Source organism: Streptomyces sp. NPDC036813, from assembly GCF_055609245.1.
Genome location: NZ_JBVJPV010000008.1, coordinates 42,151 through 61,843, shown reverse-complemented (window position 1 = coordinate 61,843; position 19,693 = coordinate 42,151). Strand labels below are relative to the sequence as shown.

Sequence of the window (19,693 nt, the reverse complement as noted above, 5' to 3'; positions counted from 1 at the left end):
CCGGTGCGGTGCCCGCCGCCCAGTATCGGGGCGTTATGCCCTTAGGTGGCCCATTTGCGCCCGCCGAAACGCGAAAGCCGTCACCGGCACGATTGTACCTACTAGTATGTACGGAACCGTCAGTCCGACCTTGGAGCCCGCATGCCACTGGTCCGCATCGACACCCTGGGCGCGGACACCGCCCGCCTGCACGCGCTCGGCGACGCGGTGCACCAGGCCCTCATGGACGCCCTGGGCATCCCGCCCGAGGACCGCTTCCAGATCCTGACCGCCCACGACGGCACGACCAGCACCCTGCGCCACGGCGACCACCTCGGCATCCCCCACGACGACGGCGTCGTCTTCGTCGCCGTCACCCTGCGCACCGGCCGCCCGGCCGAGCAGAAACAGGACCTCTACCGCCGCATCGCCGAACTGGCCGAGACCCACGCAGGCGTCGAACCACGCAACGTGGTGATCACCCTGTACGAGAACACCTCACCCGACTGGTCCTTCGGCCACGGCGAGGCCCAGTACACCATCCCCACGAAGTGACCGGCTCCCCCAATGCCGCACCCGCGTACGGCGGGAAGGGGCCGGGGTGGGGGGTGTCCGCCCGCAGCGGCCGGCACCGGGCAAGGCTGCACGCGTCGGGAACGGGCGGCCGGACCGAGGACGGACACCCCCCGCCCCGGCCCCGACCCACGACGAACCGCAGGCGCGACCGCAACCGACCACGCACCGCAACGGGCCGCCGCAGGCAAAAAAAGGGGCGCGGGGAACGGCGCGATCAGCCCCCACCGGCCCGCACCCAAAACACAACCAGGCGCCGCAGGCGCAAAAGGGGACGCGGGGAACGGCGAGACCGGCCCCCACGCGCCCGCACCCGAAACACGACCAGGCGCCGCAGGTGCAAAAGGGGGCGCGGGGAACGGCGCGACCGGCCCCCACGCGCCCGCAGCCGAAACACGACGAGGCGCCGCAGGCGCAAAAGGGGGCGCGGGGAAGGGCGCGACCAGCCCCCACCGGCCCGCACCCAAAACACAACAAGCCGCCGCAGGCACAACGCACCCCGCGCCGCAGCCACAACGCACGCCGCCGCAGGCACACCGCACGCCGCCGCAGGCACACCGCACCCAGCGCCGCAGGCACACCGCCGCAAGCCCAGCCCTACCCCCGCGGCCCCCCACACGACCCCCGAACCATCAGCTCCCCCCGCACCGTGGCGATCCCCCCGGGCGGCGCATCCTCCCGCCCCATCGCGATGCGTCCCGCCCGGGCCCCCGCCTCCGCCAGCGGCAACCGCACCGTCGTCAGCGACGGCACCGCGTCGATGCTGAACGGCAGGTCGTCGAAACCGGCGACGGAGACGTCCTCGGGGATGCGCAGCCCAGACTCCCGCAGCGCGGCACAGGCCCCGAGGGCGACGGAGTCGTTCGCGGCGACGACAGCTGTGAGCGACGGGTCCCGCCGCAGCAGCTCCAGCGTGGCCTCGTAGCCGGACTGCCGGTCGTAGCGCCCGTGCACGGTCCAGCCGGGCCGCTCCTCGACGCCGGCCGCGGCCAGCGCCTCGCGGTGGCCCTCCAGCCGGTGCCGGGTGGTGGTGCGCTCCTCGGGCCCGGCGATGTAGCCGAGCCGCCGGTGGCCGAGGCCGATGAGGTGCTCTGTGAGCCGGCGGGCACCGCCCCGGTTGTCGAAGGTCAGCGCGACCGCCCCGGCGTCCGGCGCCGGAGGCCGCCCGCACAGCACCACCTTCGTCCCGGCCTCGGTCAGCTTGCGCAGCTTCGCCGTCATCGCCGCCTGGTGTGCCGCGTCCTCGATGGCCCCGCCGGTCAGCACCACGGCCGCGGCCCGCTGCCGTTGCAGCAGCGTGAGGTAGGTCAGCTCGCGCTCCGGTGAGCCGCCGGTGTTGCACACGACCGCGAGTCTCTCGCCGCCCGCGCGCCCGCCCGGCCCGCCGATCTCGCCCTGGATGGCGCTCGCCATGATCCCGAAGAAGGGGTCGGCGATGTCGTTCACCAGGATGCCGACCAGGTCGGAGGTGGCCGCGGCCAGTGAGCTCGCCGGGCCGTTCAGGACGTAGTCCAGCTCGTCCACGGCCTTGAGCACCCGCTCCCGGGTGGAGGCCGCCACCGGGTAGTTGCCGTTCAGTACGCGCGACACCGTCGCGGGGGAGACCTGCGCGCGGGCCGCCACGTCCGCCAGGGTCACCGTCATCTCGTCCTCCGGTCGCGCATCTCGTCGTACGCCCTCGTACACACCCGGGCCCACCGCCACGGTTCCGAGCAGACCTTAAGGCCACCCGGCGCGGGTGTTCGCCCCCTCGAACAACTCGTCCGGTCCGCAGCCTTGTACAGACCACTGCTCAGAGGCTAGCTTTTCACGATAGAAAGCGCTTGCTGTACGGCTTGCAGGGCCGATCTACCGGGCGCCCCGCGCCCACGAAGGGACTGACGTGACACGCAAGACGGTGCGCATCGCCATGAACGGCGTGACCGGGCGCATGGGGTACCGCCAGCACCTGGTCCGCTCGATCCTGGCCATCCGCGACCAGGGCGGGCTCGACCTCGGCGACGGCACCGTGCTGTGGCCCGAGCCGGTCCTGCTCGGCCGCCGCGAGCACGCCCTGAAGGCGCTTGCGGAAAAGCACGGCCTGGACCACTGGTCGACGGACCTGGACGCCGTACTGGCGGACGGCACGATCGACATCTATTTCGACGCCCAGGTCACCTCCGCCCGCGAGGAAGCCATCAGGAAGGCCATCGCCGCCGGCAAGCACGTCTACACCGAGAAGCCCACCGCGACCGGCCTGGAGGGCGCCCTGGAACTCGCCCGCCTCGCCCGGGAGAAGGGGATCAAGCACGGCGTCGTCCAGGACAAGATCTTCCTGCCGGGCCTGCTGAAGCTGAAGCGGCTGATCGACGGCGGCTTCTTCGGCCGGATCCTGTCCGTGCGCGGCGAGTTCGGCTACTGGGTCTTCGAGGGCGACTGGCAGGAGGCCCAGCGCCCGTCGTGGAACTACCGCGCCGAGGACGGCGGCGGCATCGTCGTCGACATGTTCCCGCACTGGGAGTACGTCCTGCACGAGCTGTTCGGCCGCGTGACCTCCGTCCAGGCCCTCACCGCCACCCACATCCCGCAGCGCTGGGACGAGAACGGCAAGCCCTACGACGCCACCGCCGACGACGCCGCCTACGGCATCTTCGAACTCGAAGGCGGAGCGATCGCCCAGATCAACTCCTCCTGGGCCGTGCGCGTCAACCGCGACGAACTGGTCGAGTTCCAGGTCGACGGCACCGAGGGCTCCGCGGTCGCGGGCCTGCGCAACTGCCGCGTCCAGCACCGCTCCGCCACCCCCAAGCCGGTGTGGAACCCGGACATCCCCGCCACCGAGGACTTCCGCGACCAGTGGCAGGAGGTCCCCGACAACCAGGACTTCGACAACGGCTTCAAGGCCCAGTGGGAGCTGTTCCTCAAGCACGTCCACGCCGGTGCCGACTACCACTGGGACCTGCTCGCCGGCGCCCGCGGTGTGCAGCTCGCCGAGCTGGGCCTGAAGTCCTCGGCCGAGGGCCGCCGTATCGAGGTTCCGGAGATCGCGCTGTGACCGTCCGACTGCCCGACGCCCAGGGGGCCCTGCGGACGTACGAGCCGCGCACCGAGCCCCTCCTCGTCACCCCCGGCACCCCCCTCGCCTCCCGCACGGTCTTCTCGGCGGCGCACGTCGTCGCCGACCCGTTCGCCGACGTCACCCCCGACTCCCCGGCCGCCGTCGACTGGGAGGCCACCCTTGCCTTCCGCCGCCACCTGTGGTCCCACGGGCTCGGCGTCGCCGAGGCCATGGACACCGCCCAGCGCGGCATGGGCCTGCACTGGGCGGGCGCGGCCGGACTGATCCGCCGCTCCGCCGCCGAAGCGCGTGCCGTGGGCGGCCGTATCGCCTGCGGGGTCGGCACCGACCAGATCACCGGCGGCTCCCTCGCCGAGATCCGGGCCGCCTACGAGGAGCAGCTCGCCGTCGTCGAGGAGGCGGGCGCGCAGGCCGTCGTGATGGCCTCCCGAGCGCTGGCCGCGACCGCGAAGGGTCCCGAGGACTACCTCGAGGTGTACGGCCACCTGCTGCGCCAGTCCGCCGAGCCGGTGATCCTGCACTGGCTGGGCCCGATGTTCGACCCGGCGCTTCAGGGCTACTGGGGTCCGGCGGACCTGGACGCGGCCACCGACGTGTTCCTGGAGGTCATCGCCGCCCACCCGGACAAGGTCGACGGCATCAAGGTGTCGTTGCTGGACGCCCGGCGCGAGGTGGATCTGCGCCGCCGCCTGCCGCGGGGCGTTCGCTGCTACACCGGTGACGACTTCAACTACCCGGAGCTGATCGCGGGTGACGAGCAGGGCTTCAGTCACGCCCTGCTCGGCATCTTCGACCCGCTGGGCCCGCTCGCGGCCGAGGCGGTCCGTGTCCTGGACACCGGCGACACGGCCGGCTTTCGCGCCCTGCTCGATCCGACGGTCGAGCTGTCCCGCCACCTCTTCGAGCCCCCGACCCGCTACTACAAGACCGGCGTGGTCTTCCTCGCCTGGCTGGCCGGCCACCAGTCGCACTTCTCGATGGTCGGCGGCCTGCAATCGGCCCGCTCGCTGCCGCACTTCGCCCGCGCCTACGAACTCGCCGACGGGCTCGGCCTGTTCCCCGACCCCAAGCTGGCCGAGGAGCGCATGAAGACCTTGCTGAGCCTGTACGGAGTGGACCAGTGACCGGCGACCTGTCCCGTTTCTCCATCAACCAGATGACGGTCAAGCAGTTGTCGCTGCCCGAACTCACCGCGGCCTGCGAGGAACTGGGCGTCGACAAGGTCGGCCTGTGGCGCGAACCGGTCCAGGCGTACGGCCTTCAGGCGGCCGCCAAGCTGGTCCGCGACGCGGGCCTGAGCGTCACCACCCTGTGCCGCGGGGGCTTCCTGACGGCCACCGACCCGGCCGAGCGCGCCCGCGCCCTCGAGGACAACCGGCGTGCGGTCGAGGAGGCGGCCACCCTCGGCACGGACGTCCTGGTCCTGGTCTCCGGCGGCCTCCCGGCCGGCTCGAAGGACCTGCGCGGCGCCCGCGAACGCATCGCCGACGCGCTCGCCGAGCTGGGCCCCTGGGCCGAGGGGCACGGCGTGAAGCTGGCGATCGAGCCGCTGCACCCGATGTTCGCCTCCGACCGCTGCGTGGTCTCCACCCTCGCCCAGGCGCTGGACCTCGCGGAACGCTTCCCCGCCCACCAGGTGGGCGTGACCGTGGACACGTACCACATCTGGTGGGACGACCAAGCGCCCGCGCAGATCGCCCGGGCCGGCGCGAGCGGCCGTATCCACACCTTCCAGCTCGCCGACTGGACCACCCCGCTCCCCGAGGGCGTTCTCAACGGCCGCGGCCAGATCGGTGACGGCGCGGTCGACATGCGCGAGTGGACGGCGTACGTGGAGGCGGCCGGCTACGCCGGTCCCATCGAAGTCGAGCTGTTCAACGAGGAGTTGTGGGCGCGGGACGGGCGGGGGGTGCTTGCGGAGACCACGGAACGGTTCGTCGCACACGTGATCGAATGACGGTCCGGAAAAATAATCGCGGAAGCGGTACAACCGTTTCCGCACCTCGCCGGTCGTACTGGGCGTCGGAGCTTTTGGGGGAGGGAACCCGGGGGGATTCACGGGGCTTCGACGGGGGGAAAGCCGAGGGGCCCGGTCGACGGACCGGGCCCCTCGAAGACGTCCCTGGCGCGGCCCGCGCTAGAAGAACACCCCGCACCGCAGCAGCACATTCGCGTATGGCCGTGCCTCGCCCGTGCGGACCACCAGCCGGGCGGTCAGCGACCGCTCCTTGAGCGCGGCGTGCGGAACCAGCTCCAGCCCGGGGAAGCACCCCTGAAGCAGGTCCGCCGTCTCCGGGTTCGCGTCGCACACCTCGCTCGCGGCCGTGGCGCCCTCCACCACCAGCTCGGCCAGCAGCCCGTCCAGCACCTCGGCGAACGACGGCACCCCGGCCCGGAAGGCCAGGTCGACCAGGCGCGGCCCGTCCGGCACCGGCATGCCCGCGTCGCACACCAGCACCTCGTGCCCGTGGCCCAGTTCCGCGAGCGCCCCGGCCAGATGGCGGTTGAGGATGCCGGCCTTCCTCACAGCGCGGCCACCTCGTCCGCCGTCGGATACGACTCCTGCGCACCTCGCCGGGTCACGGCCGCCGCCCCGACCCGCGCCGCGTACGCCGCCGCGTCGGCCAGGGACGCGCCCGTGCCCAGCTTCCACGCCAGCGCCGCCGTGAACGCGTCCCCGGCGCCGGTGGTGTCCACGGCGTCCACCTTCACCGACGGCACGCGGGTCATGCCCTGCGCGGAGGCGACCAGCGCCCCCTCGCCGCCCAGCGTGATCACCACCGAGCGCGGCCCCTTCGCGAGCAGGACCCGCGCCCAGTCCTCCGGCGCGTCGCCGATCGCGGCCGCGCCGAGGATCACCTTCGCCTCGTGCTCGTTGACGATCAGCGGGTCGCAGGCGTCCAGCACCTCCCGCGGCAACGGCCGCGGCGGCGACGGGTTCAGCACGAACCGGCTGCCCTCCGCCAGCGACCGTACGGCCTCCACGACGGACTCCAGCGGGATCTCCAGCTGCGCCGACACGACCCTGGACGCCTGGAACAGGCTGCCCGCGGCCCGTACGTCCGCCGGGGTGAGCCGGCCGTTGGCGCCCGGCGACACCACGATGCTGTTGTCCCCGGACGGATCGACCGTGATCAGCGCGATGCCGGTCGGCGCCCCGCCGACCAGCACGCCCACCGTGTCCACCCCGGCCGCCCGCTGCGAGTCCAGCAGCAGCCGGCCGTACGCGTCGTCACCGACCCGCGCCAGCAGCGCCGTACGGGCCCCGAGCCGGGCCGCCGCGACCGCCTGGTTGGCGCCCTTGCCGCCCGGGTGGACGACCAGGTCGGAGCCGAGGACGGTCTCCCCGGCCGCCGGGCGCCGCTCCACGCCGACCACCAGATCCGCGTTGGCCGAGCCGACGACCAGCAGGTCGTAGTCGTACATCATGTGACCCCAATTCCCGCCGTCAGCCGCTGAAGCCGGCCACGTTGTCCTTCGTGACCACCTTCACCGGCACCTTCACCGTCTGCGGGACGCCCTTGCCCCGCAGCGCCTGCACCGCGTTGTCCACGGCGATCCTCCCCAGCTGGGTCGGCTGCTGCGCCACGGACGCGTACAGCGTGCCCGCCTTGACCGCGGTGAGCCCGTCCGGCGTGCCGTCGAAGCCGACGACCTGCACGGAGGTGCCGGCCTTGGACCCGAGCGCCTTGACCGCACCGAGGGCCATCTCGTCGTTGGCGGCGATGACACCCCGCACGTCCGGGTGGGCCTGCAGCAGGTTCGACATCACGTCGAGGCCCTTGGTGCGGTCGAAGTCGGCCGGCTGCTGCGCCACCACCTGGACACCGGGGTACGCCTTCAGCCCCTGCGCGAAGCCCGCGGCGCGCTCCCGGGCGGCGGAGGTGCCCGCCTGCCCCTGAAGGATCACGATCTTGCCGTGCCCGCCGAGCTTCTGGGCGAGCGTCCTGGCGGCCAGTTCACCGCCGGCCACGTTGTCGGACGCCACCAGCGCGGCCACCGACGCCTTGTTGACGCCGCGGTCCACGGCGATCACCGGGATGTCCGCCTTTCCGGCGGCCCGCACGGACGGACCCGCCGCGTCGGAGTCGACCGGGTTGACGACGATCGCGTCGAGCCCGGAACTGGTGAAGTTCTGCACCTGGTTCGCCTGCTGCGAGGCGTCGTTCTGGGCGTCGGTCACGGTCAGGTCCACGCCCAGCTTCTTCGCCTCGGCCTGGGCGCCGCCCCGGATCTGCACGAAGAAGGGATTGTTCAGGGTCGACAGCGACAGCCCCACCCTCGGCGTCGTGGCGGAGGCGCCGGAGCCGTGCAGGAAGGACGTCGCGCCCACGACGGCCACGGTCACCACGGCCGCGAGACCGTACGTCAGGGCCTGGCGCCCCTTGGTCCCGCCGGGGCCGCCGCCGGAGACCGGGGCAGCGCCCGCCTTGCGGCGCACGGTGTCCAGCAGCACCGCAAGCGCGATCACCACACCGATCACGACCTGCTGCCAGAACGCGGACACCGACAGCAGGTTGAGACCGTTCCTGAGCACCGCGAGGATCAGCGCGCCGATCAGCGTCCCCGACGCCTTCCCGGTGCCGCCCGCCAGCGACGCCCCGCCGATGACGACCGCGGCGATCGCGTCCAGCTCGTAGCCGTCGGCGGCCTGCGGCTGCGCCGAGGACAGCCGTGCGGCGAGCACCACACCGGCGACGGCGGCGAACAGACCCGACAGGGCGTAGATCGCCAGCTTCTGCTTCTTCACCTTCAGGCCGGACAGCCGGGCGGCCTCCTCGTTGCCGCCGATCGCGTACATGGACCGGCCGATGTAGGTCCGCCCCAGCACGAAGGCCGCGACGAGCCCCATCACCGCCATGACCAGCACCGGCACCGGCAGCCAGCCCCCGAGCGTGTCACCGAGGTGCGAGACGGAGTCCGGGAACGCGATCGGGGAGCCCCCGGAGAGCACCAGTGCTGCACCGCGGCCCACCGACAGCATCGCGAGGGTCGCGATGAACGGCGGCAGCTTCCCGTACGCGACGAGGAATCCGTTGACCAGCCCCGCGCCGATGCCGGTGGCGACGGCGAGCAGCACTGCCATGACCACGGGCACCCCGTGCTGCGTGGCGCTCCAGGCCAGCACGGTCGCGGACAGCGCGGCCACGGACCCGACCGACAGGTCGATGCCGGCCGAGACGATCACGAAGGTGACGCCGAAGGCGAGCACGGCGGTCACGGCCGCCTGGACGCCCACGTTGAGGAGGTTGTCGGTGGTCAGGAAGTCCCCGGACAGCGCGGAGAGCGCGACGACGAGGACGATCAGCGCGGTGAGCGCGCCGTTGTCGAGCAGCAGGCGGCGCAGGCCGCTCATGGCGCCACCGGCGCCCGCCCTGCTCTTGAGCGTGTCAGTGGCCACGGCTGGCCTCCGTTTCCGTCGTGTCGTTCGAGGGGTTGCCGACGGCGAGCGCCATCACGGCGTCCTGCGTCGCCTCGTCGGCGCTGAGTTCGCCGGCGATGCGTCCCTGGGCCATCACCAGCACCCGGTCGCTCATGCCGAGCACCTCGGGCAGATCGCTGGAGATCATCACCACGGCCGCGCCCTGGGCGGTGAGTTCGTTGATGAGCTGGTAGATCTCGACCTTGGCGCCGACGTCGATGCCGCGCGTCGGCTCGTCGAGGATGAGCACCCTGGTGTCGGCGAGCAGCCACTTGCCGATGACGACCTTCTGCTGATTGCCGCCGGACAGGGTGCGCACCTGCTGGCCCAGGCCCGCCATCCGCACCCCGAGCTGCCCGGCGATCCGCGCGGCCGCCTCGCGCTGCCCCCGCCGGTCGACGAGCCCGGCGCGGGTGGCGGCCCGCAGGGTCACCAGCCCCAGGTTCTCCTCCACGGAGGCGTCGAGCACCAGCCCCTGCCCCTTGCGGTCCTCCGGCACCAGTCCGATCCCGGCGGCCATGGCGGCGTTCACGTCGTGCCGCCTGACCGGGGCGCCGGACACCTGCACGGTCCCCTTGTCGTACGGATCCGCCCCGAACACGGCCCGCACCACCTCGGTCCGCCCGGCGCCGACCAGCCCGGCGACCCCGACGACCTCACCGGCGTGCACCTGGAAGCTGACGTCGTGGAAGACGCCGTCGCGGGTGAGCCCTTCGACGGACAGCAGGGGTGCGCCCCGGCCGCCGCGCTCGCGCGGGTACTGCTGCTCGATCGACCGCCCGACCATGAGCCGGACCAGCTCGTCCTCGGGGGTGGTGGCGGGCACCTGCCCGACGGACTTCCCGTCGCGGATGACGGTGACACGGTCGCCGAGGGCGGCGATCTCCTCCAGGTGGTGGGTGATGAAGACGATGCCCACGCCGTCCTCGCGCAGGGTGCGCACGATGGCGAAGAGCTTGTCCACCTCCTCGGAGGTGAGCACGGCGGTCGGCTCGTCCATGATGAGCACGCGCGCGTTCAGACTGAGGGCCTTGGCGATCTCGACCATCTGCAGCCGGGCGATGCCGAGTTCGCGGACCCGCGCGCGGGCCGGGACGTTCACCCCGACCCGCCGCAGCAGATGCTCGGCGTCGGCCTCCATCCGTCCCCGGTCGATCATCCCGAAGCGGCGGGGCTGCCGTCCGAGGAAGATGTTCTCGGCGACGGTGAGGTCCGGGACGAGGTTGAACTCCTGGTGGATCGTGGCGATCCCGAGCCGCTCGGAGTCCTGTGCGCCCTGGATGCGCACCTCTTCGCCGCCGACGAGGATCCGCCCGGCGTCGGGCGTGTGGGCGCCGGAGAGCATCTTGATCAGCGTGCTCTTGCCTGCGCCGTTCTCACCGAGCAGGACGTGCACCTCGCCGCGGCGCAGGTCGAAGTCGACGCCGTCCAGCGCGACCACGCCGGGAAAGGCCTTCCTGATGCCCTCGATGCGCAGCAACTCGTCAGGGTCGCTCACGGCGTGCTCCTTTGCACTGGGGGAGGGGACTGCGGAGGTTGCGGATCAAGGGGTTCGCCGCAGGAGCGGCGCACGACGAGCCGGGCGGGCAGCGTCACGGACCGCGGGGCGCGTCCCTCGATGCGGTCGACGAGCGCGCGTACGGCGGCCCGCCCCAGCTCGCCGGTCGGCTGGGCGACGGCGGTGATCGGGGGGTCGGTGTGCACGAACCACGGGATGTCGTCGAAGGCGGCGAGCGCGATGTCCTCGGGCACGCGCAGCCCACGCGCGCGTACGGCGTCGAGCGCGCCGAGCGCCATCAGGTTGTCGGCGGCGAACACGACCTCGGGCGGCTCCGGCAGGTCGAGGAACCCGTCGGTGACCCGGCGCCCGCTGGCGGCCTGGAAGTCGCCTTGCCCGATGTAGGCGTCGGGCAGGGGCAGCCCGTGTGCGGCGAGGGCTTCCCGGAAGGCGTCGACGCGCTCCCGGCCGGTGGTGGTCGCGGCCGGCCCGGCGATGATGGCGAGCCGGCGGTGCCCGAGCCGGTGCAGATGCGCGACGAGATCCCGTACGGCGGCCCGCCCGTCGGAGCGGACGACGGGCACGTCGACGCCGGGGATCCAGCGGTCGACGAACACCATCGGGGTCCCGGCCCGGGCGGCGTCCAGCATCAGCGGCGACCCGCCGTCGGTGGGGGAGACGAGCAGCCCGTCGATACGGCGGTCGAGCAGGGTCCGTACGTGATGGTCCTGGAGGTCGGGCCGCTCGTCGGCGTTGCCGATGATCACGCTGTAGCCGAGCGCCCGCGCCTCTTCCTCGACGGACCGGGCCAGCTCGGTGAAGTAGGGGTTCAGCACATCGCTGATGACCAGCCCGAGGGTGCGGGTGGTGTCGGTGCGCAGCGACCGGGCGACGGCGTTGGGCCGGTACCCGAGCGCCTGGACGGCGGTGAGGACCCGCGCGCGTGCGTCGGCGCTCACCGAGGGGTGGTCGTTCAGGACGCGCGAGACCGTGGCGACGGAGACGCCCGCCGCGGCGGCGACGTCCTTGATGCTCGCCATGGCCGCCCACCTCCTTGTGGAACTCGTGAAATCGATTACACGACTCTGCCGGGAAGCATTGGAATCGATTACACGGCCTCCGGGCAACCCCCTGCCCGCAGGCCGAAACCGGATCGTGACCGGAGGGGCCCGAGGAAATACCCGTCCCGCGGGGAACGTTTCGCGCGGACGGCTCCTCTGGTGGGCGACGGATTACCGAAGTCGCCCCAGGAGGACCCCATGCCGAACCGGCCCGGCACCACCGCCCCGACCCGCGCCGCCGTGCTCGTCACGGCGGTGCTCACCGTGGACGCCCTGCTCCACCTGTACTGGACGACCGGCGCCACCTGGCCCGCCTCCGACGACAGCAGCCTGTCCGAGGCGGTCCTCGGTACGGACGTCCCCTTCACACCGCCGGTCCTGCTGCCCCTCGTAGCGGTCCTCCTGACCGGCGCCGCCTGCGTGTCCGCCCACTCGCTCCGACCCCGCCACCCGGTCCTGCGGCTCGCCACCCTGGCCGTGACGGCGGGGCTCTCGCTGCGCGCACTCGCCGGGATCTACTGGCTGTTCGCCAAGGACACCGGCACGGCCTTCTACTGGCTCAACCTCGCGCTCTACACCCCGCTCTGCGCCGTGCTGGCCGTGGCCGCCCTGCGCGTGGCGCGGTGGAAGGATGAGGTCCGTGCCCGTTGAGCGATCCGGTGACCGCACGGCCCGGCTGGTGCGTGCGGCCCAGCGCGGCGACACCCTCGCCATGGCGGAACTCCTGGACCTGTTGGCCCCGTACGTGGGCCGGATCTGCGCGCCCATCGCCCTGGACCAGAAGGCGGACGCGGCCCAGGAGGCCCTGACGGCGGTCTTCAAGTCGCTGCGCACCCTGAAGGATCCGGCCGCCCTGCACGGCTGGGTCCGTGCCATCGCGGTGCGCGAGGCGGTCCGCACCGCGCGCCGAGCCGCCCGCACGGTACCGGCCGATCTGAGCACGCTGCCCGCCCGTGGCGACCCGCAACTGTCCGCCGACATCAGGGACGTACTGGACCGGCTCTCACCCGAACACCGCGCGGTGCTGATGCTGCGCGATGTGGAGGGCCTGGACGAGCGCACCGCCGCCGCTCTGCTCGGCGTGCGCACGGGCACCGTCAAATCGCGGCTCCACCGGGCGCGCGACACCTTCCGGAAGGCGTGGACGTCATGAGCGAGTTCTGGCCCACCACCGACGTCGACCCCGTGCGCCGCCTGAACGCCCTGGCTGCCGGCGTGCGCGGCGCCCAGGTCACCGAGGCGTACGTGGACGCGCCCTTCGAGCGGGTGTGGTCCCTGCTCGGCGACCTGGAGGGCGGGTTCGGGCAGGTGGTCACCGACATGGAGCGGCTGCACGTCGTCCACCGGCAGGGCGAGCGTGTCGAGGCGCTGGCCCGCAGCAGGTTCGGCATGCGGGCCCGGCTGCGCGGGGTGCACCGCCCGGGCTGGTGCTGGCTGCAGAGCCGCTTCCTGCTGATCGGTGTGGCGGCGGCACCGCAGGGCGCGGGCACGAGGGTCGCCTTCACCGGCGGCGTCCGCGTACCGACCCGCGCGGCCCTGATCCCGGTGGGGGTACGCCGGGAGGGGGCACGCAGCGTGACACGGCTGACGACGCTGCTGTGAACCGGGCCGGCGCTCAGCCCCGCGCCCGCGGGGCTGCCCGCCATCACTCCGCGGAGAACAACTCCGCGGCATCCGTGGCATGCACGGCACGCTGGGCCCAGACCTCCAGTTGGTCCAGGTCGGTGCAGGCACCCACGCGCTCCCGGACGGAGTCGGGCACCTCGATGCCCCGCCATTCAAGGATGCGGAGGGTCATCTCCTGCCGGTCCTGAATCCGTCCCTCCTCACGCACCTGCTCCGCCAGCGGGTGTCGCCAGAAGTACTGGATCGCCGTCATCAGGTCCCTCCACATCTGCTTCGCCTGGGGATCGGCCAGGCATGAGTCGACGAACTGCACGAAGACCGCGGCACTGTCCGGGTCGATGGTCCGCAGGGCGGCTGCCAGCGATTCCAGTATGGCCGGGGCCTGCGGCCCACGCCCGTGTGTCATCGCCGAGAGCACCGCAAGGGGGACGTCCCGCTCGGCCTGCCGCTCGTCGGCGATCACCGGCACGTTGTCCGGGCCGAGCACCATCGGCCGTACGGTCAGAGAGTTCCAGCCGGGGAAGCCGAACCGGATCGGTTGCGACGCCCACTTCGCCGTGGCGCTGCTCTGCGTGATGACGATGAGCACGGGTTCGCACCGGTACTTCTCGTACAGGTAGGACAGGTAGTACGGCCAACTGCCCCGCTTGCGCTCGTCCACCTTCCCCTGCGACTCGACCACGAGGAGATAGGTGCCCTCGTCGGTCTCCGCCCGCAGCAGTGTGTCCACCCGGCGCTCCACGGGTTCGATCTCAGTGAGGTCCACGTTCAGCGCGGCGATCTCCCGGGGCTCGGGGAACGGCACGTGCAGCACCCGCTGTAACGCCCGGGTCAGCAGGGCCGGGTCCTTCTGGAAGATCCGGTGCAGCGCCTCGTGCGACGAGCCGACCATCAGCTCTCCTTTCGGTACGACGTGATCAACGAGCTAGGCGGCCGCCAGTTCGCACCAGACGTACTTCCCCCGGGCCCCGAACCGGGCCGACGGCTGCCAGCCCCACACGTCGGCGCAGGCCGTGATCAGCCCCAGGCCCCGGCCCTCCTCCCGGTCCAGGGCCTGGTCCCAGGGCCGTGGTGGCTCGGGCGGCGCCGGGTCCGTGTCCCACGCCCCGATCCAGACCGCCCCCTCCCGTGTACGGCGCACCCTGAGCGCGGCCGGCCCCTTGGTGTGCCGCACGGCGTTCGACACCAGCTCGGCGGCGAGCAACTCCGCGGTGTCGACGAGGCAGATGAGACCGTGCAGGGTCAGGATCAGACGCAGGGTCCGGCGGCACACGGTCACGGCTCTGACGTCGTTGGGGATGTAGAGCGTGTAGTCCCAGGTCTCGTTCTCTGGCATGCGGAGGCAACTCCGTTCGCTGGAAGGGGATTTCACGCACGGTGGCATCGCCGCGGGCGTCATGGCAGGACGGTGCGGTGCACTTCCGGTGCGTGTGCGCTTCGTCACTGACGGTAGGGGTAATTCTTAATGTGCCGCAAGCTGATCGCGTAATCTGCCGTCCAACGAGTGGCGGCAGCCCAGGTGTTGAGAGGACCAGCCCATGCCCATGCGGACGGAGCCAACGGCACGTCAGATGCGCCTTGCTGTAGAGCTGCGCAGGCTCCGCGACGCAGCGGGCCTTACGGCAAAGGAAGCGGCAGCTCTTCTCGGGGTGAGCCCGCCGCACATCAGTCAGATCGAGTCCGGCCTGGCGGGCGTGAGTGAGAAGCGGGTGCGCCGCCTGGCGACCAACTACTCGTGCTCCGACCCGGAACTGATCGAAGCCTTGGTGGCGATGGCGACCGACCGCACGCGGGGCTGGTGGGAGGAGTACCGCGAGCGCCTGCCGACTCCGTTCCTCGACCTCGCCGAGTTGGAACACCACGCCACCTCCCTGCGTGAGGTCCAGTTCCTCTTCATTCCCGGTCCGTTGCAGACCGAGGACTATGCGCGCGCCGTGTTCTCCTACCGGGTGCCGGAGCTGCCCGCGGACGAGCTTGAGCTGCGAGTCCGTCACCGGATGCAGTGCAAGGAAGCCGTCGCCGGCACTCCGTACGAGGCGATCATCCACGAGGCCGCACTGCGGATCATGGTCAGCGACCGCGCCGCCGCGCGAGCGCAGCTGGCGCACCTGCTGGAGCGCTCGCAAGCAACGCATGTGACGGTGCGGGTCATCCCCTTCCACCTGGAGGGCTTCGCGGGTGCCGCGAGTGCCATGACCTACGCGGGCGGCGCCGTGCCGAAGCTGGACACCGTCGTACGCGACGGCCCGCATGGCGCGGCCTTCATCGACTCCGAAGCCCAGCTCGCTGCCTTTCGAACGCTCTTTCATAAGGTTGAGGCCGCGTCGCTCGACCCCGAGCGCTCGCGCGACTTCATCCACAGGCTGGCGAAAGAGCTGTGAGGCGATCCATGGACACCAACTGGCGGAAGTCGTCCTACTCCGGACCAGGCGACGGCGACTCCTGCGTCGAGATAGCCACCACCCCCACCCACACAGCCATCCGCGACTCCAAGGACCGCACCCGCGCCGCCCTCACCTTCCCCGCCCCGGCCTTCGCCGCCTTCCTCCAGGCGCTCAAGGAGTCTGAGCGGGTCTGAGCCCGCCGCCGGGTCCGCCCGGTGTCAGCCCCCACCGGTACCGTCGGATCATGGCTCAGCAGGAGGGGACCCCGTACCGCGGCGCGGAGGCGCCGCGGCTCGCCACGGTCGAAGGCGTGCTGGAGCGCATCACGTACGCCAACGAGGACAACGGCTACACCGTCGCCCGGGTGGACACCGGCAGAGGCGCCGGCGACCTGCTGACGGTCGTCGGCGCTCTGCTCGGTGCCCAGGTGGGAGAGTCGCTGCGGATGGAGGGCCGCTGGGGCTCGCATCCCCAGTACGGCAAGCAGTTCCACGTCGAGAACTACACGACCCTCCTGCCCGCCACCGTCCAGGGCATCCGGCGTTATCTGGGGTCCGGCCTGGTCAAGGGCATCGGACCGGTCTTCGCCGACCGCATCACCCAGCACTTCGGGCTGGACACGCTCCGGATCATCGAGGAGGAGCCGAAGCGGCTCATCGAGGTGCCCGGGCTCGGACCGAAGCGGACCCGGAAGATCGCCGACGCCTGGGAGGAGCAGAAGGCGATCAAGGAAGTCATGCTCTTCCTCCAGACCGTGGAGGTCTCCACCTCCATCGCCGTGCGCATCTACAAGAAGTACGGCGACGCCTCCATCCAGGTCGTCAAGGAACAGCCGTACCGGCTCGCCGCCGACGTCTGGGGCATCGGCTTCCTCACCGCCGACAAGATCGCCCAGTCGGTGGGCATCCCGCACGACAGCCCGGAGCGGGTGAAGGCGGGCCTGCAGTACGCGCTGTCGCAGTCCGCCGACCAGGGGCACTGCTTTCTGCCGGAGGAGAGGCTCATCTCCGACGCGGTCAAGCTGCTCGGTGTCGACACCGGGCTCGTCATCGAGTGCCTGGCCGAGCTGGCCGGGCCGGGCGAGGACGGCGAGGAGCCCGGGGTCGTCCGGGAGAAGGTGCCGGGGGCGGACACCGACGAGCCCGTCACCGCCGTCTACCTCGTCCCCTTCCATCGCGCCGAACTCTCCCTGTCCTCCCAGCTGCTGAGGCTGCTGCGCACCGGCGAGGACCGGATGCCCGGCTTCGGCACCGTCCAGTGGGACAAGGCGCTCGCCTGGCTGAAGACCCGCACCGGGGCCGACCTCGCACCCGAGCAGGAGGCCGCCGTCCGGCTGGCGCTGACCGAGAAGGTCGCCGTCCTCACCGGCGGCCCCGGCTGCGGCAAGTCCTTCACGGTCCGCTCGATCGTGGAGCTGGCCCGCGCCAAGCGGGCCAAGGTGCTGCTCGCCGCGCCCACCGGGCGTGCCGCCAAGCGCCTGGCCGAGCTGACCGGCGCCGAGGCCTCCACGGTGCACCGGCTGCTGGAGCTGAAGCCCGGCGGGGACGCCGCCTACGACCGGGACCGTCCCCTGGACGCCGACCTCGTGGTCGTCGACGAGGCGTCCATGCTCGACCTGCTCCTCGCCAACAAACTGGTCAAGGCCGTCCCGCCGGGCGCCCACCTCCTCTTCGTCGGGGACGTCGACCAGCTGCCCAGCGTCGGCGCGGGGGAGGTGCTGCGGGACCTGCTCGCCGACGGCAGCCCCGTCCCCGCCGTGCGTCTCACCCGGGTCTTCCGCCAGGCCCAGCAGTCCGGCGTCGTCACCAACGCGCACCGCATCAACGCGGGACAGCACCCGCTCACCGACGGGCTGAAGGACTTCTTCCTCTTCGTCGAGGAGGACACCGAGGAGGCTGGAAGGCTCACCGTCGATGTGGCGGCGCGGCGGATTCCGGCCAAGTTCGGCCTCGACCCGCGACGGGACGTGCAGGTGCTCGCGCCGATGCACCGGGGGCCCGCGGGCGCCGGCGCGCTCAACGGGCTGCTCCAGCAGGCCGTCACCCCCGGCCGGCCCGACCTGCCGGAGAAGCGGTTCGGTGGCCGGGTCTTCCGTGTCGGCGACAAGGTCACCCAGATCCGCAACAATTACGAGAAGGGGGCGAACGGTGTCTTCAACGGCACCGTGGGCGTGGTCACCTCGCTCGATCCGGTCGACCAGCGCCTGACGGTGCTGACCGACGAGGACGAGGAGGTGCCGTACGACTTCGACGAACTGGACGAGCTGGCGCACGCCTACGCCGTGACCATTCACCGCTCGCAGGGCAGCGAGTATCCGGCCGTGGTGATCCCGGTCACCACCGGCGCCTGGATGATGCTGCAACGGAACCTGCTGTACACCGCCGTGACCCGGGCCAAGCAGCTGGTGGTGCTCGTCGGTTCACGCAAGGCGATCGGTCAGGCGGTGCGGACCGTGTCGGCGGGACGGCGGTTCACGGCCCTGGACTTCCGGCTCAGGGGCGCCCTCGCAAAAAATGATCGATCAAATGAGTCGTGAAGGTCACAGAGCACTTCCAGATGGGCAGGGAAGGGGGCAGGATGTGCAAGTTGGCGGCACTGAGTGCCGTCGATAAGCCCAATGGTCGACCCCGAGTGCACTCTCCTGAGCCAAATGGGGGATGGTAGAGACAGTCAGGGCAACCTCGAAGATGAGGCACAACGTCGGTGAGGGAAGACGTGAGCGACAACTCTGTAGTACTGCGGTACGACGGCAACGAGTACACCTACCCGGTGGTCGACAGCACCGTCGGCGACAAGGGCTTCGACATCGGGAAGCTGCGCGCCCAGACCGGTCTGGTGACCCTGGACAGCGGGTACGGCAACACCGCCGCCTATAAATCGGCCATCACCTACCTCGACGGTGAGGCCGGCATCCTCCGGTACCGCGGTTACCCCATCGAGCAGCTGGCTGAGCGCTCCACCTTCCTGGAGGTCGCCTACCTGCTGATCAACGGCGAGCTGCCGACCGTCGACCAGCTCACCGCGTTCAAGGACGAGATCACGCGGCACACCCTGCTGCACGAGGACGTCAAGAACTTCTACAAGGGCTTCCCCCGTGACGCCCACCCGATGGCCATGCTGTCCTCGGTCGTCTCCGCGCTGTCCACCTTCTACCAGGACAGCCACAACCCGTTCGACGAGAAGCAGCGCGACCTCTCCACCATCCGCCTGCTCGCGAAGCTGCCGACGATCGCGGCCTACGCGTACAAGAAGTCGATCGGTCACCCCTTCGTCTACCCGCGCAACGACCTCGGGTACGTCGAGAACTTCCTGCGCATGACCTTCTCGGTCCCGGCCCAGGAGTACGAGCTCGACCCGGTCGTCGTCTCCGCGCTGGACAAGCTGCTCATCCTGCACGCGGACCACGAGCAGAACTGTTCGACCTCCACGGTCCGCCTGGTGGGCTCCTCGCAGGCGAACATGTTCGCCTCGATCTCCGCCGGCATCAACGCCCTGTGGGGCCCGCTGCACGGCGGCGCCAACCAGTCCGTGCTGGAGATGCTCGAGGGCATCCGCGACTCCGGCGGCGACGTCGACACCTTCATCCGCAAGGTGAAGAACAAGGAGGACGGCGTCCGCCTGATGGGCTTCGGCCACCGGGTCTACAAGAACTTCGACCCGCGCGCCAAGATCATCAAGGCCGCCGCGCACGACGTGCTCTCCGCGCTCGGCAAGTCCGACGAGCTGCTGGACATCGCGCTCAAGCTGGAGGAGCACGCGCTCTCCGACGATTACTTCGTCTCGCGCAGCCTCTACCCGAACGTCGACTTCTACACCGGCCTGATCTACCGGGCCATGGGCTTCCCGACCGAGATGTTCACGGTCCTCTTCGCCCTCGGCCGCCTGCCGGGCTGGATCGCCCAGTGGCACGAGATGATCAAGGAGCCCGGCAGCCGCATCGGCCGCCCCCGCCAGATCTACACCGGCGTCGTCGAGCGGGACTTCGTCCCCGTCGAGGAGCGCTGAGCCGTACCTCACGGTCCGCACAGATCCGTGACGAACGGCCGTGTGCCCCGTATCCGCTGACGCGGGTGCGGGGCACACCCGTGTGTG

The 19,693-nt window shown here is 71.3% G+C and carries 19 protein-coding genes; 11 read left to right on the top strand and 8 right to left on the bottom strand.

Translation table 11 applies throughout. The features are described 5' to 3' along the window. Nucleotides 1-141: 141 nt before the first annotated feature. Nucleotides 142-534, top strand: a complete 393-nt coding sequence (locus tag ACZ67Q_RS18145) for a tautomerase family protein (protein ID WP_471182868.1) — start codon at nucleotides 142-144, stop codon at nucleotides 532-534. Nucleotides 535-1,149: 615 nt separating this feature from the next. On the opposite strand, the gene ACZ67Q_RS18140 is transcribed toward ACZ67Q_RS18145, so the two are convergent. Beyond that, nucleotides 1,150-2,196 (bottom strand): LacI family DNA-binding transcriptional regulator, encoded by a 1,047-nt coding sequence (locus tag ACZ67Q_RS18140; RefSeq protein WP_471182865.1) that lies wholly within the window; start codon nucleotides 2,194-2,196, stop codon nucleotides 1,150-1,152. A gap of 238 nt (nucleotides 2,197-2,434) precedes the next feature. Here ACZ67Q_RS18140 and ACZ67Q_RS18135 point away from each other — a divergent pair, with 238 nt between their 5' ends. From ACZ67Q_RS18135 to ACZ67Q_RS18125, 3 genes are read left to right on the top strand one after another with little or no spacing between them, the layout of a single operon-like run. Continuing rightward, nucleotides 2,435-3,586: a Gfo/Idh/MocA family protein gene (locus ACZ67Q_RS18135; protein WP_471182863.1), complete on the top strand. Its 1,152-nt coding sequence runs from the start codon at nucleotides 2,435-2,437 to the stop codon at nucleotides 3,584-3,586. Then, the gene (locus ACZ67Q_RS18130; protein WP_471182860.1) at nucleotides 3,583-4,734 is read left to right on the top strand and encodes a dihydrodipicolinate synthase family protein; all 1,152 of its coding nucleotides are present in this window, start codon (nucleotides 3,583-3,585) and stop codon (nucleotides 4,732-4,734) included. Before ACZ67Q_RS18135 ends, ACZ67Q_RS18130 begins: the two co-directional genes overlap by 4 nt. 32 nt (nucleotides 4,735-4,766) lie before the next feature. Next, on the top strand, nucleotides 4,767-5,567 hold the full coding sequence (locus ACZ67Q_RS18125; RefSeq protein WP_471183432.1) for a sugar phosphate isomerase/epimerase family protein: 801 nt from the start codon (nucleotides 4,767-4,769) through the stop codon (nucleotides 5,565-5,567). 180 nt (nucleotides 5,568-5,747) lie between these two features. Here ACZ67Q_RS18125 and rbsD read toward each other — a convergent pair whose 3' ends face one another. From rbsD to ACZ67Q_RS18100, 5 genes are read right to left on the bottom strand one after another with little or no spacing between them, the layout of a single operon-like run. Further along, a complete protein-coding gene (rbsD, locus tag ACZ67Q_RS18120; RefSeq protein WP_471182858.1) occupies nucleotides 5,748-6,137 on the bottom strand; it encodes a D-ribose pyranase in 390 nt (129 codons plus the stop codon). Then, complete coding sequence (locus ACZ67Q_RS18115; RefSeq protein WP_471183430.1) at nucleotides 6,134-7,036, bottom strand: ribokinase; 903 nt, start codon at nucleotides 7,034-7,036, stop codon at nucleotides 6,134-6,136. The genes rbsD and ACZ67Q_RS18115 overlap by 4 nt, the downstream gene beginning before the upstream one ends. 22 nt (nucleotides 7,037-7,058) lie before the next feature. Further along, entirely contained in the window at nucleotides 7,059-9,011 is a 1,953-nt protein-coding gene (locus ACZ67Q_RS18110; RefSeq protein WP_471182856.1) for an ABC transporter permease/substrate-binding protein, read from the bottom strand. Beyond that, nucleotides 9,001-10,530 carry a sugar ABC transporter ATP-binding protein gene (locus ACZ67Q_RS18105; protein ID WP_471182854.1) on the bottom strand — a complete coding sequence of 510 codons (1,530 nt, stop codon included), beginning with the start codon at nucleotides 10,528-10,530 and terminating at the stop codon, nucleotides 9,001-9,003. Before ACZ67Q_RS18105 ends, ACZ67Q_RS18110 begins: the two co-directional genes overlap by 11 nt. Next, a complete protein-coding gene (locus ACZ67Q_RS18100; protein ID WP_471182852.1) occupies nucleotides 10,527-11,570 on the bottom strand; it encodes a LacI family DNA-binding transcriptional regulator in 1,044 nt (347 codons plus the stop codon). The genes ACZ67Q_RS18105 and ACZ67Q_RS18100 overlap by 4 nt, the downstream gene beginning before the upstream one ends. A gap of 219 nt (nucleotides 11,571-11,789) precedes the next feature. On the opposite strand from ACZ67Q_RS18100, the gene ACZ67Q_RS18095 reads away from it, so the two are divergent. From ACZ67Q_RS18095 to ACZ67Q_RS18085, 3 genes are read left to right on the top strand one after another with little or no spacing between them, the layout of a single operon-like run. Then, nucleotides 11,790-12,242, top strand: coding sequence for a DUF3995 domain-containing protein (locus ACZ67Q_RS18095; protein WP_471182849.1), 453 nt, complete (start codon nucleotides 11,790-11,792; stop codon nucleotides 12,240-12,242). After that, complete coding sequence (locus tag ACZ67Q_RS18090) at nucleotides 12,232-12,744, top strand: RNA polymerase sigma factor (RefSeq protein ID WP_471182847.1); 513 nt, start codon at nucleotides 12,232-12,234, stop codon at nucleotides 12,742-12,744. The genes ACZ67Q_RS18095 and ACZ67Q_RS18090 overlap by 11 nt, the downstream gene beginning before the upstream one ends. Next, nucleotides 12,741-13,193, top strand: coding sequence for a hypothetical protein (locus ACZ67Q_RS18085; protein ID WP_471182844.1), 453 nt, complete (start codon nucleotides 12,741-12,743; stop codon nucleotides 13,191-13,193). Before ACZ67Q_RS18090 ends, ACZ67Q_RS18085 begins: the two co-directional genes overlap by 4 nt. Before the next feature lie 43 nt (nucleotides 13,194-13,236). Here ACZ67Q_RS18085 and ACZ67Q_RS18080 read toward each other — a convergent pair whose 3' ends face one another. Together ACZ67Q_RS18080 and ACZ67Q_RS18075 are read right to left on the bottom strand one after the other, a co-directional pair. Next, nucleotides 13,237-14,109 carry a hypothetical protein gene (locus ACZ67Q_RS18080; protein WP_471182841.1) on the bottom strand — a complete coding sequence of 291 codons (873 nt, stop codon included), beginning with the start codon at nucleotides 14,107-14,109 and terminating at the stop codon, nucleotides 13,237-13,239. Between the two features lie 33 nt (nucleotides 14,110-14,142). Continuing rightward, on the bottom strand, nucleotides 14,143-14,553 hold the full coding sequence (locus ACZ67Q_RS18075) for an ATP-binding protein (protein ID WP_471182839.1): 411 nt from the start codon (nucleotides 14,551-14,553) through the stop codon (nucleotides 14,143-14,145). Nucleotides 14,554-14,755: 202 nt separating this feature from the next. Here ACZ67Q_RS18075 and ACZ67Q_RS18070 point away from each other — a divergent pair, with 202 nt between their 5' ends. The 4 genes from ACZ67Q_RS18070 to ACZ67Q_RS18055 all read left to right on the top strand — a co-directional run bounded on the left by ACZ67Q_RS18070 (nucleotide 14,756) and on the right by ACZ67Q_RS18055 (nucleotide 19,606). Then, a complete protein-coding gene (locus tag ACZ67Q_RS18070) occupies nucleotides 14,756-15,598 on the top strand; it encodes a helix-turn-helix domain-containing protein (RefSeq protein ID WP_471182837.1) in 843 nt (280 codons plus the stop codon). A gap of 8 nt (nucleotides 15,599-15,606) precedes the next feature. Continuing rightward, a complete protein-coding gene (locus ACZ67Q_RS18065; protein WP_471182835.1) occupies nucleotides 15,607-15,795 on the top strand; it encodes a DUF397 domain-containing protein in 189 nt (62 codons plus the stop codon). Between the two features lie 50 nt (nucleotides 15,796-15,845). Continuing rightward, on the top strand, nucleotides 15,846-18,137 hold the full coding sequence (recD2, locus tag ACZ67Q_RS18060) for an SF1B family DNA helicase RecD2 (protein WP_471182832.1): 2,292 nt from the start codon (nucleotides 15,846-15,848) through the stop codon (nucleotides 18,135-18,137). Between the two features lie 179 nt (nucleotides 18,138-18,316). Beyond that, nucleotides 18,317-19,606, top strand: a complete 1,290-nt coding sequence (locus ACZ67Q_RS18055; RefSeq protein WP_361623019.1) for a citrate synthase — start codon at nucleotides 18,317-18,319, stop codon at nucleotides 19,604-19,606. Nucleotides 19,607-19,693 lie beyond the last annotated feature (87 nt).